Below are 16747 nucleotides of genomic sequence, written 5' to 3' on the forward strand. Positions count from 1 at the left end.
TGCGTAGACTCAATCAATTCTACTGGGACATTATGGTATCTTTTCAGCATAACTACCGATCTCTGATCCGCATTATTCTTTGGGTGAATTTAGCTGCGATTGCTTTGCTGGCTTTATCTCGTGGCTTATTTTTCACGTTGGCCGTAGAGCCTGAACGGTTAGCGGGCTTAAGTGCGGATGTTGGCCGTGCGTTTTGGGTCGGTGCTCGTTTTGATGCCAAGGTTGTCTTTATCGGCTTTGCACCTGCATTGCTTGCTGGTTTGCTGCTGGCTAAAACTCGTCTATTTACTTGGTGGCAGAAAATTACGCCTTGGTATGCCGCTCTGATCTTCTTCCTGCTGTGTAGCTTCTCGATTGGTAATTATTACTACTATGTCACTTACGGCAGTTACATCGATGTATTTGTCTTTGGATTGTTTGACGATGACACTAAAGCCGTACTCGACAATGCATGGCAAGACTACCCAATACTACGTTCATTCTTTACAGCAGTTTTAGCGGCTGTGCTTGGCTTTTTATTTACTAAAAAGTTAATCCAGCGCTCAGAATCTTGGCAATGGTCTCCGCGCCATTGGGCATTGACGACAGTGTCAGTGGTGCTAACCATAGTGGTGTATGTGATTGTCGCTCGCGGCTCTATTGGTAGTTTGCCGCTTAAACGCTATCACGCCAACGTTTCTCAGTATAAGCCGCTGAATGTGATTACACCGAACGCGTTTATGGCCTTAAGCTGGGCTAACGGCGATTATAAGAAACAAGCTAAGTTTGAGCCAATTTCACAACAAGCGGTGACGGAGCAGATGATTAAGGTGCTTGGTCAGCCAACGCCTGAATATCACACCGATAAAAATGATTACCTAGCCGATAACCCTCCTCATGTAGTGATGGCGTTAATGGAAGGCATGGGTACCAATGTACTGATCGAAGATGACCCAAAGCACAACGATCTATTGGGCAGCTTGCGTCAAGCCTTTGATGAAGACTTTGTTTTTGAACGCTTTATGGCAGGGACTACAGCGACTATCGACAGTATAGTAATGATGCTGCTTCACAGTGATGTGCCGACTATTAGCCATACCGGCGCGCAAAAAATTGCGCTGCCAAGCTCTGCGGTATTGCCGTATAAACGTGCTGGATATGATGTGGTGTTTGTTTACGGTGGTAACAGCATGTGGCGCAATTTGGCGAATTATCTGCCACTGCAAGGCTTCGATACTGTATATGATGAGAACAGTATTAAGACCGCGTTCCCTGAAGCGAAAGAGCATGCCGATACTTGGGGCGTGGCGGATGAGTTCACCTTTAAGTTTGCTCGTAAGTTGTTGGATGAAGCGACCAAACCGACGCTGATTTACATTATGACGGTGACCAACCACTCACCATATCGCCCGCCTAGTGACTATCAGCCTAAGGTGACTCGCATCAGTGAGCGTTTATTGGATGTGGTCGGCAGTGTTGCAGGTCAAGAGACTAAGTTATTGCAGGTGTATCAGTATGCCAATGATTCATTGGGCCAATTTATTGCGGGCATCAAACAGTCTAACTTGGCTGACCACACGCTAATCGCCGCTTCCGGAGATCACCGAGTTCGCTCTATTTCAACCAAGAACCTCAACGAGTTTGCGGTCAGCTTTGCTGTACCATTCTATTTGTATGTGCCCGATGTGATTCTTGAGCACAGTCAGTTCCAGTATCAACCAGAGAGAATAGGCTCGCATCGAGACATCTTTCCAACCTTGTACCATTTCAGCTTGTCAGATCAGAATTACATTAGCTTAGGTGGTGAGAACTTGTTGTCAGTAGATGGAGTCAGTAACCGAGGTTATAACAAGGTACGCAGCATTAACCAATGGGGTGCGTATGACAATGACAGTTCAGCGAGGTTGTACGCTTGGGACAACGGGGTAATGACGCAGACAGAGCCAACGAATAACCCTGAGCCTAACTGGGCTAAAGAGTACCATAAGCTGCAGAATTACTATTTACGCTCTCAAATCGTAGGTGAGCAGTAGCTAACGTCCTAAGTTGAATAAAAAATAGTGAGGTTAACCTCACTATTTTTTTATGCGTGTTTTTTATCTTTCAGTGCTTCTGCCACGGCGACAGGAACGAGGTCGGTGACGTTTCCACCGTGCAGTGCAACTTCTCTGACAATGGTCGATGATAGGAAAGCGTATTCATCGGAGGGAGTTAAGAAGATACTTTCTAAGCTTGGAAGCAGTTTCTTGTACATACTGGTTAAGCCAAATTCGTACTCGAAGTCGACCGTGGTTCTTAAGCCTCGGATCAGTATGTTGGCATTCACTTCTTTTGCGAAGTCCACCATCAGGCCACTAAACCCTTCTACGGTGACGTTACTGAGGTGTTGAGTCACCTCTTTGGCGAGAGCAACGCGCTCTTCTAACGTAAACATGGTGTTCTTGCTTGGACTTGCGGCAACAGCAATAACAACTTCACCAAACATTGCGGATGCTCGCTCGATGATATCAAGGTGCCCGTTGGTAATGGGATCAAATGTTCCAGGATAGATGACTTTCTTAAACGCCATGGTTGCTGACCTTCTGGTAAATTTTTTGATACTGGATGGCAGTGTGCTCAATATCGAACTGGGCTAATTTTTGCTTGCCACCTAAGTGTAAGGTGTCGCGTAGCGATGAACTCTCAGCGATCTGAATGATACTGTGAGCAAGTGCGTTTGCGTCACCAGGCTCGACTAATAGCCCGGAGTGATTGTGTTCGATGATGTCTGGGATTCCGCCCGCATTAGAGCCAATCACCACAAGCTTGGCATTGATGGCTTCTAAAATAACAGAGCCTAGCCCTTCAGAGTATGACGGGTGAATCAATAAATCGGCAGCGGCAAACCAGTTGCCCATATTGGTCTGTTTACCTTCAAAGCTGATATTGGCCAACCCTTTGGCTTGCTGTTCTAATGCTTCACGTTCCTTGCCGTCACCTAAAATCGCGATATGAATATCAGGATGAGTGCTGGCTATCAGTTTTGCGGCTTCAATGGTGACGTCATGACCTTTATGAGCCAGCAAGTTGGCTGCTTGAATCACTAAGAACTTGCCCTTGAATTGTTTTTTGATTAGCTGCACATCGGCGTCATTAAACGGGTAACTGACAGGGGAGCTTGGAATAATTTCCGTCTCTTGGTCTGGGTGTCTCAGGAGCACTTGCTTGTTGATTTTACGACTCAGTCCAACGACTGTTGACGCATTCTCATAGGCGATTTTAGATAACCACTTATCTTTCAGTGGGTTGTCAATTCTGCGAGTAACGATGTATGGGATGTGATGCATTTTCGACTGAATTAAAGCCCAGTAAATCGCTCGACCTTCATGCACGTGGATAAGCTGGCACGCTGACGTGACGTCTTTGCTATGACTTTTAAGAAAGTGGCTGCTTGGCACTAGCTTGCAATCGAGTTGCGCTACTTCTGTATAAAGAGGGCTTTTAGGATTAGCTACCACGGTGAGCTGGTAGCCCATGGTGAGTTGCTGCTTTATTAACTCCAGCGTTTGTCTTTCTCCACCACTAAAGCCAGAGGCTAGATTCACATGACATATATTCATGATTGCTTGTCACTTTTCTGTTTGGTGTAATCGCGGATCCACAGGTCTGCGTAACGAGTGAAGGTGGTATTGGCGCTTAAAATAGCCAGTAATAGTCCGTGTCGACCATCTAAAAAGCCACGCTTAAGTATGTACATTTTGAAAAAGCGGAAAAACCCATGCAGTATCGCACTGGTTATTCCCACCTTCTTTTTACCCTCACGTTGGTCTGCCCAAGACTTCATATACAGTGCGGTTTTATTTGTGTATTGGCTTAGGGAGTCAAACGTGTAGTGGAGTAAATCACCATTTAGATGTTTGCGTGTAAAGTCATCCGGCACTTCGACACTTTCATGGACTAAGGCTGAGTTATATTGCACTTCGTTGCGTCGGTATAAGCGCACAATGGTGTCTGGATACCAACCTGAGTGGCGAATAAACTTGCCTAACGCATGACTTAGGCGGTTAAGCGTATAAACCGTTTTGTGTGGATTTTGCTTGAGGACATCGAGGATCGAGGCTTTTAGCTCATCGCTGACTCGCTCATCCGCATCTAGCGGGAGCACCCAGTCCGTGGTTAAGTAGGATTGCGCCAGTTGACGCTGCTTGCCAAAGCCTTGCCAGTCAGTATTGGTGTAAAACTTATCGGTAAACTGGCGCGCAATGGTTTCAGTGTCATCACTGCTACCAGAATCGAGTACGACAATTTCATCGACCCACTCTTTGACGGTCTCTAAGCATGAGGCTAAGTGTTTAGATTCATTTTTGACGATCATTAAAACGCCAATCGTAGCTTTGCTCATGACTGTTTACCTTTCAGTAGTGGTTCAAGTTTAGCCGTCACCATCTCTAACGAGATTGACGCCATGATGTGCTCGCCTTTCACTCGGGTACTCCAAGGCAGTTGTTCTGCTGGCTTACCTTGCTGTTGTTCAACAAAAGTCTCGTAGACACTCACCACAGATTGAATGCTGTGATAAGGCCCTGTGCGCTTAGGATTGCTGTGGCCATATAATCCAACCACAGGGGTTCCTTGGGTCGTTGCTATGTGGGCTGGGCCTGAATCAGGCGCCACAACGGCATGAGACTGTTTTAATACTGCAGCCAATTGCTTCAATGATGTTTGACCAATTAGGTTGAGTGGTGCACTACTGCATAGCGCTTCAATGCTCTGACCTAAGCGGATTTCTCTTTCTGCCGGAGAGCCACAAAGGACGACTTGATAGCCTTGTGCATCCAACCAATCGGCTAGCTCTGCGTATCGCTCGGTTAGCCAATTGCGTTCATCTTTACTGGCCGCGGGGCTAATAGCGACCGTTGGCTTTCCAGCTAAATGTTGCGTCGCGAACCCGATATCTTGCTCGGAGATGGGTAAATGCCAAGTTGGCTCTGAGCGAGGCACACCGAGGTATTCGATGAATGAATAGAAGCTATCGAGCACGTGTTGTGAGGTGGTATCGGTGATCTTTTTATTGGTAAATAACCACTGTGCTTCTTTGGCGCGTTTGAAACTAAAACCTACTTTATAGGTTGCTTTTATTCCTAGCGTTAGCAAGCTAGCCCGGAGTGCTAACTGCATATGCACGAGGGCATCAAATTTACGCTGGTTGAGCTGAGACCAAACCGATTGCATTCCTTTTAGGCCCGCTTTTTTATCAAACACAATCAGTTCGATGTTTTCTAGCCCATCAAGAAGTTGCGCTTCTACTTTACCCACAATCCACGTAATTTTTGTTTGTGGCCATTGTCGTTGCACAGCTTGAATTGCTGCTACTGCGTGACAGGTATCCCCAATCGCGGATAATCGCAGAAAACATAGAGATGCTGGTGGAGAGGTAAACAGAGGCATAAAAGGAGCTCAAGTGTTTTAAGTGGTTAGAATTATGCAGACAACGCCAAGAAATGTAAAATAGCCCAATTAATGAAATTGATAAGGTAAGCAATGAATCCACAACTTAATGGCAAGCCTGGCGCTACGGGGCTAACACGCATAGTTAATGCAACAGGGTATTCGATTCAAGGGCTAAAAGCGGCATTTAAGCATGAAGCTGCGATTCGTCAGGAAGTGGCATTGCTAGCGATTGCCATTGTTGCTTTGATTTGGCTTTCGCTGCCGGTGATTGAGACGATATTAATGCTTGCGAGTGTTGTGTTGATATTGGTTGTCGAATTAATCAATTCAGCCATAGAGGCGGTAGTTGACCGAGTGGGCACTGAAAGGCATGAGCTAAGTGGCAGAGCAAAAGATATTGGCTCAGCAGCGGTATTGGTTGCGCTGAGCTTAGCTGCGTTTACTTGGGGCTACATCCTATATCATCACTTTGTTAGTTAGGTCAGCGATAGGGTAAGTTGTGATTAGAGAATATCAAACGAAGAACCAAGTTGTTTGGTTTGACGAACAGTTACTCCGTGAAGACCCGAGCCAAGCGTTTGATGTCGACTTTTGGCAGCAAAATGATGCCATAATTGGCAGCGCGGAAGGACGGGGGACGACCTGGTTTATTCAAACTCAAACCATGCAGGCGGCGCTTCGTCATTATCGACGCGGTGGTCTGTTTGGTAAGTTGGTTTCAGACAGTTATTGGTTTACAGGTTGGCAAGAGACGCGCAGCTACGCCGAATTTCAGCTGTTAAAGACATTAGCCGACGCTGGGGTTCATGTGCCTAAGCCTATTGCGGCTAGAGCAATTACGTCTGGGTTAACTTACAGAGCTGATTTGATCAGTGAAAAGATTGCTCATGCGGAAGACCTCGTTGGTATTTTGCAGCGCCGAGAGATGTCCGCTGAGGAGTACTATCGTGTGGGTGTTGAGATCGCCAAAATGCATCACGCGCAAGTGAACCATACAGACCTCAATATCCATAACCTGTTGCTTGACCGAGATGGCCAAGTTTGGATCATCGATTTTGATAAATGTTACCATCAAGACGGAACTGACTGGCAACAAAACAATCTAGATAGATTGCTGCGTTCATTTGTAAAAGAAAAAAACAAACGCTCGATTCATTGGCAGGAAGCTCATTTTAGCCCTCTATTGGAAGGCTACCAGCAGTATAAATAAACAACAAAATGTTGTTATCAGTAATCACTACCGTTACTAGGATAAAGAATGCCTTTTAAACAAAAACTTCATGCTCATGGTTGGCTGATTTTATTTAACGCCTTGTTCGCGATTGGTATTGCAAGTCGCTACTTTGCGTTTTTGCCAGAATTCCCAAGCGATGCTTTAGGCATTAGTTTTATTGTTGCAGGTACCGTTAGCCAAATGACGCTGCTGGCTGCGCTGATAGGCTTAATCAGTTTGCCGGCTCTGTTTTTACCTAAGAGAGCAAGAAACATCACCCAAGCTTTGGTTGCTTCGCTTGGTATTGCCGTTCTTTTCATTGATACCATCGTTTATGCGCAATATCGTTTTCATATCAACGCGGTGGTGCTTGAGCTGGTATTGTCTGGTCAAGTAGTGAGCTTCCCATTGGTCACTTGGGTGACTGTGATCGGCTCTGTAATGGCTCTTCTAGTGGGTCAGTGGTGGCTGATCCGGTGGTTGGAAAGTGGTGCTTCAATTCGCAATATGAAGTTAGGCCGAAAGTTTGCTCTACTAACATTTTTGGCGACCTTTATGACAAATGGCATTCATATTTGGGCGGTGGCACATGCGTACCAACCAGTCACAATGGTTAAGCGCTATCTTCCGGTGTTTTACCCTGCGACAGCGAATAGCTTCATGGAAAAGCGAGGCTGGTTAGACAAGGAGGCGATCGAGCAGCAAAAAGCGATGCGTTTGAAACCAAAAAGCGACCTGAGTTATCCGCTTAGCCCTATGGAGTTTAAGGAGATCGAACCGGTCAATATTGTGTTGATTACCATCGATTCTTGGAGGGCCGATACCTTCAACGCAGATAACACGCCATATATGTGGGAGTATGCTCAAAACGGTGCGATTTTCCAAGATCACCTAGCAACAGGCAATGCGACACGTACCGGTATCTTTGGCCTGTTTTATGGTCTGCCGGGTACTTATTGGCATGGTTTTGTGGCTAACCACCGTTCACCGGTGTTAATTGATAGGCTGCAGCAGCTAGATTATCAATTGGGACTGTTCTCTGCCGCGAAGCTCACCAGTCCAGAATTCCATCAGACTGTGTTTGCCAATGTTCCTAATCTGCGAGTGACATCAGAGGGTAATTCGCCTTCAGCCCGCGATAAACGGTTAACAGATGACTGGATGGAGTGGTATGACAAACGCGATAAGTCTAAGCCTGCGTTTTCATTCCTATTCTATGATGCGCCACATGGCTATGACTTCCCAAGGGACTTTGAGCCTAAGTATGAGCCAATGATTCCTCGTGTTGATTACCTTGAATTAAACAACAACAGTGATCAGCAAAAGTTCTTTAATCGCTACAAAACGTCAGTTCGCTACGTCGATACTCAAGCTAAGCGAGTGCTTGATAAGTTAAAAGAGTCAGGTGATTTAGAGAATACTCTGGTGATCATTACCGGTGATCACAGCCAAGAAATGAACGACAACAAACAAAACTTCTGGGGGCACAACGGTAACTTTACCCGTGCTCAAATCCAAGTACCATTTGCGATGTTTGGCCCAGGTGTCGAGAAGAATCAATTGGCTGAAAATACGACTTATACAACCTCACATGAAGATTTGGCGCCGACGTTAATGCAGCATTACCTCGGTTCAGTCAGTGATGTAGATAGCTACTCAACTGGCGTGGATTTGTTTGGTAGTCAGGTGCACCGCGATTGGATCATGAGTTCCAGTTACAGCGCCTATGCGATTATCTACGACGATACAATTATTGAAGTAAACGGAGCAGGCCAGTCACAAATTCTTGATAGCACTTATCGCCCGAAAAAAGGTGAGAGTATGAACTATCAATATGTGCAGGAAGCTTTGGAAAAAATCAGTCGATTTAGAAAGTAAGTTAATGCAAAAGAGCCTCTCATCGAGAGGCTCTTTTTTATGGCTGTAGGCTGAGAATTTGTTCAGCAATTTGGTCTGTTGCTAGTAAACCTGGGTGGTCGTCATCAAAGTAAAGAGGGATAGAGTCTCTTACGGCATAGCAAAGATTTTCATCACAGAACAAGTCTTTGACTTCGATGACATGCAAGTCCTTCAGTGAGGCTAGCGTTGCCATGAAGTCTAGGAAGCGTTGGTTTCTCTGTTGGTAGTAGTCAATATTCATAGATACTATGTTATCTAATGGCTGCCCTTTCAAATAGCTGCGGTCAACAAAGCTTTTAATGCTTTTACCCATTTCAGGTACAGGCATCATGAGGTAGACCTGCTTACCGTTCGAAGTCAGTATATCGATCATTTCTCTAAGAGACTTCAATATCTCTGCTCGCCTTGCGTCAGAATATCTATTTGGCAGTTCAGGGTACGTTTCTTCATTTTGACCGTAAAGGTGGTCCGAATATCGATAAGCGATGACGACATCTTTAATCTTAGGATTGGCGATGACATGTTCTACCACTTCTGTCGTCCATATCGCACAAGGGCTGAACTCTGCAGGTTGGCTGTATGAAGGTGGACAAGCAGAAAATGTGTATTGAGCCAAACCGTCATTTTCTTCGGATAGCTTTTTGGCAAGAGAGTACGCAATCTCTGAACCGTGACTGTCTCCAATGAGAGCCCAGCTTGGGTCATCGTTAAATAGACGGCATGCATCCTCAGGCTGGTTGTTATTGTATCTACTAATGTGGCATTTGCTTCGAGTAGGGTGCATCTGCACTTTTTTGTCTAGCTGAGCGTAGATACTGGTTAACTCATTGCCCAAACTGCTTCGAGATGGAAACCCATCGTGTTCTGCGATGAACTTAGTGACTGCCACAAGGGCTAGGATCATCCATAGAGGCTTGCATTTGAGCAATAGGTGCTTAACGGACTTAATATCGCGTCTGAAGCGAAGTTGTTCTATGGTGTGATAGCTAATTGCACCGAGGATAAAGCTGAGCGCGATACCAATCAGGATCCAAGTCGGCGTATGGAGATTGAGCTTATAAAAAAGGACAACAACCGGCCAATGCCAAAGATAAATTGAGTAAGAGTAAAGTCCGGTTCTTTGGATGATTGGCACTGTGAGCAATTTGCTGTTTTGATTACTCCATAAAATGATTAGAGCACCTAAAGTTGGCATTAATGTCAGTGCGCTCGGCCAAGCGCTGTTGTGGTCAATAATAAATGCAGAAACGAGCACCAATATCCAGCCAGGAATAGAAGAAGAGACTCTTTTAGGCTTGTAGAATACAGCCCAAGAGCCTAACAGCATCTCCCATGCTCTAGCCGTTAGTAAAAAGTAACCATCTGTATTTCCCACGTAAGCCAGATAACAGCAGTAACCTAAACTCAGCACTAAGAGTATGTTAATTGCTAAGGGTAAGTATTGTCTTGAGCTGATTTTAGCAATAGCAAGAATAATGACTGGGTATAGAAGGTAAAATTGCCACTCAATGGAAAGAGACCAAGTATGGAGTAACCATTTCTCTTTGGACGCGGCAGCAAAATACCCGGCTTCATCTAAGTAGGTGCTATTGGACGTAAATACGGCACTGTATCGAATGTGTTTTGCGAGGGTTTCAAACTCATCTCCCGCAAAATAGAACCAGCCAACTATCAGTAGTGAAACACATAGCAGTGCTAATGGCGGAACGATTCGATTGAGTCGAGCAACATAGAACTCAATGATGCCTTTAGGCTTATCCTGCCGACCCAGCAAAATTGTTGTCATCAGGAAGCCTGATATAACGAAGAAGACGTCTACCCCGATAAACCCACCAGGTAGCCAAGCTGCATTGAAATGATAAATGACAACCGAGAGTACAGCCAAGGCTCTTAATGCATTGATATCTTGTCTAAAATTCATAGCTTCTCTATGGGGGTATTAGCGAGATGGTATTTCTGACATTTTGTCCGATACCTGTATTTGAGGTATATTTGAGTCGGCCAGATAGATAGCGTTTTCGCTTAGAATAATTAAATTGGGGCACATTATAGATGAAAATTGCGCTTGTTCATATGAGACACGCTGAGACGGGGGGAACGGAGTTGTTCCTAAATCAGTTGTCGAGATACCTCGCGGAGAAAGGTGAAGAGGTGACAATCATCTGCCGTACTCACGTTGCCCCTTCCCACCCTAATATTAAGTTCGTTAAGCTCAATAGCTTCACTATTGGTAAGGCGCATCGTATTTGGAAGTTTGCCAAAGACGTCGAAAAGCACATAGCACAGAACCAGTATGATTTCGTCTATGGCTTAGGAAAAACGTGGACTCATGACATGCTGCGTATTGGTGGCGGTACACATGTACATTTTGTGGAGTCGATGAAAAAGGGCAAGCTAAAGCTCAAAGATAGAGCCGCGATTGCTATAGAGCGAAAAGCCATGGCGAAGGGGGCGTATAAGCACGTTGTCGCTAACTCCCACAAAAGTGCTGAGGAAATACATGAAGCTTATCAAGTGCCTAAAGAGAAGATTTCCGTAATTCACAACTTCGTTGATACAACTCGCTTTGATAAAGAGCGAGTGATAGAGCGTTCTAAACAGCTAGAGAAAGACATTGGCTTAGACCGAAGCAAACCGGTTTACTTATTTTTGGGCTCTGGCTACGAGCGTAAAGGATTAAAAAAGGCGATTAAAGCCCTTTCTATGCTTGAGTTTAAAGCGACGTTATTGATTGTTGGCCGTGAAAATCACGAAGCCGATTATAAGTCTTATGCTGACGAGCTAGGAGTATTGGCGCAGTGTAAGTTTTTAGGCGTGCAATCCGAAGCGGAGCTTTTCTTCGCTATGGCAGATTGCTATGTGTTGCCGACCTTGTATGAACCTTTCGGTTTTACAGCTATCGAGGCGCTATCTTGTGGTATTCCTGTGATCACAACCGAAAACTGTGGTGCCAAAGAAGTATTAAGGCCAGAAATCTCTACGGTGGTTAGTTCAGAGGTCAATCCGAGTGACATCGCACAAGCGATGAAACACTGGGTAAATGTGGAAGATAAAGTCGAACTCACACGTCAATGTCGTAGCCTAGCCTTAACTTTGGATGTCGAAGCGGTGATGGAGCAAAACTACCAACAGATTTTGGATGTCTACAATGCGAACTAGTGGTGATCAGCAGAGCTATGACTTTTCCGATTGGGAAGTGATCGGGAAAGGTACTGAACGTGTGTGCTATAAGCATCCGGATGATCCGCGTCGCTGTGTCAAGCTCAGTCCTAAATCTAACAGCAAGCAGACACACCGAGAGATTCGTTATCTTAACTTTCTAAAAAAAAGAGGGGTTCCATTCACCTTTATTCCTGAATTTTACCAGGTGGTAGAAACGAAAGATTTTATCGGTATGGAAGTTGAACTGGTATCAAACAGAGATGCTACTCGCGCGTTAAACTTAGAGCACTACTTGATGGCTCATCATAGCCCAGTAGATATCGAAGCATTTAAACAAGCTCTAGAAGAGCTCAAAGCCTACTTGCTTGAGTTTAATGTTATCCCTTGCGATCTCCTGCTGAGCAACATGCTGGTGGTTGAAGAAGATGAAGGAATAAGAGTGAGGCTTATCGACGGTTATGGCGCTGCCGAGTTTATTCCTTTTTCGAACTACATACCGGTGGTAGGCAGAAGAAAGATACAAAGAAAGTGGGATAAATTTATCAATAATATTATCGAGCCATGTATTGCTCGGATAAAAGAAGAGGCTAGCAAATGCTAGCCTCTTCTTTTTATGTCTCTTTTTTTCGTTGTAGGGTATAGAGTCCACCTAAGACAATGGTGTGGGCGTAAAGACCAAGACCTTTGTGGTTGAAAGATTCGAAAAAATTGATTATTAGCCAAAATAGTAAGAAGTAGACTAGAAGGCTAATTGCTAATTTTTCTCCACTATTTACTATGTTGTTTATAAGGTGTTTGTAAAAATAAATATAGAATAGTAATCCTATCAACCCATAAGCGACTAGAATTTCAAAATACGAGCTATGTAAATGTCCAAACCTCACTAGATCTGTACCTTTAAATATTTGAGCTTCTCTAATTACATAAGATATAGAGTTAAAGTCAGTGCCTAGGATAGGATGCTCTATAAACCATTTACTTGCTTCTATCCATGACAATAGTCTAAAGGTAACACTCAGAATAGGAATGCCAGTTAAATCTCCAGAGAGAACAGCATCTATAACATAAGATTCTTTTAGTAACCTTTCTTTAATTGATGGGACTTGAAAGAATATTATAATGAATGCACTGAGAGTTAGGTAAAAAAGGGCAATTTTTTTGTAATTGGATTTTTTGTATGTTATCAGAGGTGTTAAAAATGCAATAACTACAAAAGCCAGCCAGACTTGTCTTGCTTGAGTGGCATAAATTGAAAATAAGCAAAATAGGATGATGGTGCACGCTAATGCCCAGTATGCTTTTGGGGTTTGCGATGTTATATCATTAGATATGTCTTTTATTATGTATAGAGTCAGGAGTGCAACTACAGTTGCAAGCATTGCCGTGAACTGGGCATTATGCATACCATAATCAATCCTTTCGCCTAATAATCCTAGATGAATACTTCCATTAAGATAATTGTCATAGAGAGCAGTTAATACAAAACTTACTATTAAGCTAGAATATAGTAAGAGCCTTCTTTCTTTTGTATTGTTTATCCATAGTGCGAATAATACAAACATGAATATTGATGATAAGGGGTTTAGATTAGGTCGTGACTTCGCGATATCAGGGACGACGATTAATGAGTTAATCCAACTTGTAACCTGAATTAAAATTGCAACTAATATTATCCAAAATATCTTCTTATCAAAACTCTTAAAGTTGAAATATAGATATGGCAAACTACCAAAAATTATGATGTTTTTAAGTATGTCACTAATACCAAGCCTAGGCAGCGCGGTCAAAGTATATAAAATACAGACAGCAAACATAAACAAACTGTAGCGCTGGGAGTTTACAAAACTATCCATCTTGCTCTTGTTAATTACGGTCATTTTCGGAACTCAATGTTGAGGTTTTTTATTAAATCGTTGGCTTGTTTATCATTGTGGCTTAGATTTACATTGTGCTTGTTTAAACCAATGTCTTGATGGTCTTCAAGGTGACAGAAGCGAGATGCGAAGTTTCTGTCATCCATAATTTTAACTCGTTTAATTCCCATAGAGTAGCAAATAAGGTTAATCCAAATATCATCGGCATTTGGACAAAGCTCTAAGAACTGCTGCTTATTTTTAGCTTCATTGGGTAATAGCCCCACGGGGAACAAGGTACCAGCACCAGTTGTTAAAAAGGTGTTTTCGCTATTGCTTTCAAATGAACACTCTTTCGACCACGATTTATAAGGTTGCAGCTCTCCTTGAACAACGTTCATTTCGTGGGAGCGAATGCCGACAATGGCGTTAGGCACTAGAGCGTGCTCTTTTAGCAATAACTCTATTAGATCATATGGATATAGGAGGTCATCATCGACGGTGATGATATTGGCCTCTGGTAGCAGTTCCACAGTGGGTATCAGCTTCTTATAAGAACGATAGTTGGGGCAGAACCTAACTTCGAGCCCTCTTTTCTGCTGACGCTTAAGTATTTCAGGGATGCTACTTTGAGTAAATTCTTCTTCGTCTAACCAGAGGATTATACGGTTGGCTTGAATGCTTTGTTCCCCTAATGATTCAATGACTAAATGAACATCATGAATTCTTTTGGAGTAAGTAGTTAAGCTAACAACTAACTCTGGAGTCGTGCCGTCACTCTTTTCTTGTGTCAACGGGTGATTACTGTGCAGCGTTTTGTTTTGCAGATATTGTGAACGCACTGCAGTGGCAATGGTCCTATCGACTTTTCGCATTTGGCGCTGAGCTTCATTTTTTTTGCGTAGGGACTTTTTAAAGCTATTGAATATTTTCATAAGTAATATGCTTAAGAGTATCTTGAATTGGGCTCGTAGCTGTGAACGCAGACTTATCAATAGTACGCGGGTTGCTTATCAGATTCAAAATTGATGGCGCAAGTTGCTGTTTTTCGTTTACGACTTCCACTGCTTGCTTGGCCGACAACGTCTCGACAATATGTTGGAAGTTATAATAACTTGGCCCAGTAATTGTGGGAATACCAAGAGCGATGGGTTCAAGTACATTGTGACCACCGACTTTTTTGCCCACGAAGCTGCCTCCCATAAAGCAAATATCTGCTGAAGCGAGTAAAGTCATCATTTCACCCATTGTATCAGCGAGATAAACTTCTATCTTACCCGTTGGTAAAGGCGTTAGGCTTCGTCGAGATGTCGTGAAGTTATTCTCAAGACATAGCTCATAGACCGAATCAAATCGCTCGGGATGACGAGGGACTAAGATAAGTAGCGCATTTGGGTAGCTTTCTATTATTTCTTGATGAGCTAAGAGCGCTAATTCATCTTCGCCTTTGTGTGTGCTTGCCGCTATCCAAACGGGTCTGTTGTAACCCAGCGTATCACGGAGTTGTTGTCCAGATTCTAAATCTTGCTCAGAAGCTTGAATATCTTGCTTGATTGATCCTGTGATATGCAGTTTGCTTGCGTTAACACCTAATGAGGCAAATCGATTTGCGTCCGCTTCTGTTTGGCACAACACTTTTGATAAATTGTTGCTTATTTGATTGAACAGTGGCCTTATTCGGGCGTAGTTTTGTCTCGATTTTTCAGACAGGCGGGCGTTGACTATAGTGATAGGGACACCTGCTTTCGCCACCGCATGGAGAGTATTTGGCCAGAGTTCAGTTTCAATAATCAGCAGTTGAGAAGGCTTAATTGCTTTGATAAACCCGTTAACAGCAAAATCAAAGTCTAAGGGCATGTAGCGGTGATCAACTAGCTCTCCAAGCTTTGCGATTTGTTCTGCTCCAGTACTGGTGGTCGTTGTGACTATGATTGGCTGTTCTGGCTGTTGTTTTTTAAGTGCTTTTATCAGGGGCGTGGCGGCAAGGGATTCTCCTACCGAGACAGCATGAATCCAGATAGGGCTCTTTTTGTTATTGAGAGCAGGAGTGATACCGAAATGCTCTTTCCATCTAGAACCAAATTTGGGCTTGTTTGGCCTACTTCGGTACAGGCTAAAGAGCAAAAAGGGCGCTACGATGACTAAAAGTAGAGTGTAGAGCGCTCTCAGTATCATAGTTTATTCCGTAACAGTTGCGTGACTTGTTCTGGGTCGAGTTCTTTCAAGCATTTAAGGTGACCGAGTGGACATTCGCGCTTAAAACAAGGACGGCACGCAATATCGGTACTTACAATATCCACTTTTTGTGCAAGCGGTGGTGTATATTTAGGTGATGTTGAGCCGTATATTCCGACGACGTGACAGCCGACAGCGGCAGCGACATGCATTAAGCCAGAATCATTACTGACGACACTTTGACATGCACCAAGTAGGTCAACCGCCTCAATTAATGAAGTTTTTCCCGCGAGATCAAAACACGAATCCTGCTGAGCAGCAGATAAGCTTTCTTTGATGGCTAAAGTGGTCGGTTGATCTTTTGCTGAGCCGAACAACCATACCTGATAGCCTTGATCTATCATACTCGCAGCGACTGCAGCATAGTGCTCAGTCGGCCATTGCTTAGCAGGGCCAAATTCAGCTCCAGGACAAAGACCTAAAATAGGTTTGGTTTTATCCATGCCAAACTTCAAAATGGCGTCTGATTGCGCTTGCTTGTCAATGGTTAAGCACGGTTTTGGTAGTGACTCCATTCCACCAAGTGATGATGAGTCCTTCATCGCTGATTTTGGATGCGCCAAAGCCACGTAGCGTTCGACCATGTATTGAAACGACTTCTTGTTTGGACGTAAGTCGTTCAAAAGCCCATAACGCATCTCGCCTTTCCACCCAGTACGTGCTGGGATGTTTGCAAACCAAGGGATCAGAGCTGATTTTACGGAATTAGGTAGCACGAATGCTTTCGTGTATCGCTGGTCGATTAGTGACTTGCCTAGGTTACGTCGCCCTGAAAAGTTGAATTCACCGTGGCCAAAAGGCATTTCAATCGCTTGATTCACTTCAGGCATTCGCTCAAGGATTGGCTTACACCAACCTGGAGCAATAACATCAATGATTGAGTCAGGATATTGCTGTTTTAGGGTAGTGTATAGCGTTTGTGACATCACCATATCACCGACCCAAGAAGGGCCAATAATGAGTATTTTTTCCACTT

General features: G+C 43.9%; 15 protein-coding genes. 6 read left to right on the forward strand and 9 right to left on the reverse strand.

Going from position 1 to position 16747, the window contains the following annotated elements; translation table 11 throughout:
• Window positions 1–32 precede the first annotated feature (32 nt).
• Window positions 33–2012 (forward strand): LTA synthase family protein, encoded by a 1980-nt coding sequence (locus RJ47_RS12505; RefSeq protein WP_039484217.1) that lies wholly within the window; start codon window positions 33–35, stop codon window positions 2010–2012.
• Window positions 2013–2062: 50 nt separating this feature from the next.
• Here the strand turns inward: RJ47_RS12505 and coaD are convergent, their stop codons facing one another.
• The 4 genes from coaD to RJ47_RS12525 are packed head-to-tail and all read right to left on the reverse strand — an operon-like array spanning window position 2063 to window position 5406.
• Window positions 2063–2548 (reverse strand): pantetheine-phosphate adenylyltransferase, encoded by a 486-nt coding sequence (gene coaD / locus RJ47_RS12510; RefSeq protein WP_038213226.1) that lies wholly within the window; start codon window positions 2546–2548, stop codon window positions 2063–2065.
• Window positions 2538–3578 (reverse strand): glycosyltransferase family 4 protein, encoded by a 1041-nt coding sequence (locus RJ47_RS12515; RefSeq protein ID WP_039484143.1) that lies wholly within the window; start codon window positions 3576–3578, stop codon window positions 2538–2540. Before RJ47_RS12515 ends, coaD begins: the two co-directional genes overlap by 11 nt.
• Window positions 3575–4360: a glycosyltransferase family 2 protein gene (locus tag RJ47_RS12520; protein ID WP_038213220.1), complete on the reverse strand. Its 786-nt coding sequence runs from the start codon at window positions 4358–4360 to the stop codon at window positions 3575–3577. Before RJ47_RS12520 ends, RJ47_RS12515 begins: the two co-directional genes overlap by 4 nt.
• Complete coding sequence (locus RJ47_RS12525; RefSeq protein ID WP_039484145.1) at window positions 4357–5406, reverse strand: glycosyltransferase family 9 protein; 1050 nt, start codon at window positions 5404–5406, stop codon at window positions 4357–4359. Before RJ47_RS12525 ends, RJ47_RS12520 begins: the two co-directional genes overlap by 4 nt.
• A gap of 93 nt (window positions 5407–5499) precedes the next feature.
• Between RJ47_RS12525 and RJ47_RS12530 the strand changes: the two genes are divergently transcribed.
• Genes RJ47_RS12530 through RJ47_RS12540 form a run of 3 tightly spaced genes read left to right on the forward strand, consistent with a single transcriptional unit; the run spans window position 5500 to window position 8500 of the window.
• Window positions 5500–5889, forward strand: coding sequence for a diacylglycerol kinase (locus RJ47_RS12530; RefSeq protein ID WP_039484147.1), 390 nt, complete (start codon window positions 5500–5502; stop codon window positions 5887–5889).
• 19 nt (window positions 5890–5908) lie between these two features.
• Window positions 5909–6619 carry a 3-deoxy-D-manno-octulosonic acid kinase gene (locus RJ47_RS12535; protein ID WP_156143321.1) on the forward strand — a complete coding sequence of 237 codons (711 nt, stop codon included), beginning with the start codon at window positions 5909–5911 and terminating at the stop codon, window positions 6617–6619.
• Window positions 6620–6667: 48 nt separating this feature from the next.
• Window positions 6668–8500, forward strand: coding sequence for a DUF3413 domain-containing protein (locus tag RJ47_RS12540; protein ID WP_039484149.1), 1833 nt, complete (start codon window positions 6668–6670; stop codon window positions 8498–8500).
• Window positions 8501–8537: 37 nt separating this feature from the next.
• Here RJ47_RS12540 and RJ47_RS12545 read toward each other — a convergent pair whose 3' ends face one another.
• Complete coding sequence (locus tag RJ47_RS12545; RefSeq protein WP_039484151.1) at window positions 8538–10442, reverse strand: acyltransferase family protein; 1905 nt, start codon at window positions 10440–10442, stop codon at window positions 8538–8540.
• 131 nt (window positions 10443–10573) lie between these two features.
• Here RJ47_RS12545 and RJ47_RS12550 point away from each other — a divergent pair, with 131 nt between their 5' ends.
• Window positions 10574–11680, forward strand: a complete 1107-nt coding sequence (locus RJ47_RS12550; RefSeq protein WP_038213209.1) for a glycosyltransferase family 4 protein — start codon at window positions 10574–10576, stop codon at window positions 11678–11680.
• The gene (locus RJ47_RS12555) at window positions 11670–12284 is read left to right on the forward strand and encodes a YrbL family protein (protein ID WP_052237950.1); all 615 of its coding nucleotides are present in this window, start codon (window positions 11670–11672) and stop codon (window positions 12282–12284) included. The genes RJ47_RS12550 and RJ47_RS12555 overlap by 11 nt, the downstream gene beginning before the upstream one ends.
• 10 nt (window positions 12285–12294) lie before the next feature.
• Here the strand turns inward: RJ47_RS12555 and RJ47_RS12560 are convergent, their stop codons facing one another.
• The 4 genes from RJ47_RS12560 to waaF are packed head-to-tail and all read right to left on the reverse strand — an operon-like array spanning window position 12295 to window position 16745.
• Window positions 12295–13536, reverse strand: coding sequence for an O-antigen ligase family protein (locus tag RJ47_RS12560; RefSeq protein ID WP_197058139.1), 1242 nt, complete (start codon window positions 13534–13536; stop codon window positions 12295–12297).
• Between the two features lie 20 nt (window positions 13537–13556).
• Window positions 13557–14471, reverse strand: coding sequence for a hypothetical protein (locus RJ47_RS12565; protein ID WP_072036329.1), 915 nt, complete (start codon window positions 14469–14471; stop codon window positions 13557–13559).
• Window positions 14455–15711 carry a lipid IV(A) 3-deoxy-D-manno-octulosonic acid transferase gene (waaA, locus tag RJ47_RS12570; protein WP_039484155.1) on the reverse strand — a complete coding sequence of 419 codons (1257 nt, stop codon included), beginning with the start codon at window positions 15709–15711 and terminating at the stop codon, window positions 14455–14457. The genes RJ47_RS12565 and waaA overlap by 17 nt, the downstream gene beginning before the upstream one ends.
• Window positions 15708–16745 carry a lipopolysaccharide heptosyltransferase II gene (gene waaF, locus RJ47_RS12575; RefSeq protein ID WP_039484158.1) on the reverse strand — a complete coding sequence of 346 codons (1038 nt, stop codon included), beginning with the start codon at window positions 16743–16745 and terminating at the stop codon, window positions 15708–15710. The genes waaA and waaF overlap by 4 nt, the downstream gene beginning before the upstream one ends.
• Window positions 16746–16747: the final 2 nt, after the last annotated feature.

Source organism: Vibrio sinaloensis (assembly GCF_000808535.1).
In the GTDB taxonomy this organism is placed as follows: domain Bacteria; phylum Pseudomonadota; class Gammaproteobacteria; order Enterobacterales; family Vibrionaceae; genus Vibrio; species Vibrio sinaloensis_D.

Coding starts and splice junctions, on each gene's coding strand:
- RJ47_RS12540 (WP_039484149.1), top strand. CDS start 6,668: ATGCCTTTTAAACAAAAACTTCATGCTCATGGTTGGCTGATTTTATTT.
- RJ47_RS12520 (WP_038213220.1), bottom strand. CDS start 4,360: ATGAGCAAAGCTACGATTGGCGTTTTAATGATCGTCAAAAATGAATCT.
- RJ47_RS12515 (WP_039484143.1), bottom strand. CDS start 3,578: ATGAATATATGTCATGTGAATCTAGCCTCTGGCTTTAGTGGTGGAGAA.
- RJ47_RS12505 (WP_039484217.1), top strand. CDS start 33: ATGGTATCTTTTCAGCATAACTACCGATCTCTGATCCGCATTATTCTT.
- RJ47_RS12565 (WP_072036329.1), bottom strand. CDS start 14,471: ATGAAAATATTCAATAGCTTTAAAAAGTCCCTACGCAAAAAAAATGAA.
- RJ47_RS12530 (WP_039484147.1), top strand. CDS start 5,500: ATGAATCCACAACTTAATGGCAAGCCTGGCGCTACGGGGCTAACACGC.
- RJ47_RS12545 (WP_039484151.1), bottom strand. CDS start 10,442: ATGAATTTTAGACAAGATATCAATGCATTAAGAGCCTTGGCTGTACTC.
- RJ47_RS12560 (WP_197058139.1), bottom strand. CDS start 13,536: ATGGATAGTTTTGTAAACTCCCAGCGCTACAGTTTGTTTATGTTTGCT.
- RJ47_RS12550 (WP_038213209.1), top strand. CDS start 10,574: ATGAAAATTGCGCTTGTTCATATGAGACACGCTGAGACGGGGGGAACG.
- waaA (WP_039484155.1), bottom strand. CDS start 15,711: ATGATACTGAGAGCGCTCTACACTCTACTTTTAGTCATCGTAGCGCCC.
- RJ47_RS12555 (WP_052237950.1), top strand. CDS start 11,670: ATGCGAACTAGTGGTGATCAGCAGAGCTATGACTTTTCCGATTGGGAA.
- coaD (WP_038213226.1), bottom strand. CDS start 2,548: ATGGCGTTTAAGAAAGTCATCTATCCTGGAACATTTGATCCCATTACC.
- RJ47_RS12525 (WP_039484145.1), bottom strand. CDS start 5,406: ATGCCTCTGTTTACCTCTCCACCAGCATCTCTATGTTTTCTGCGATTA.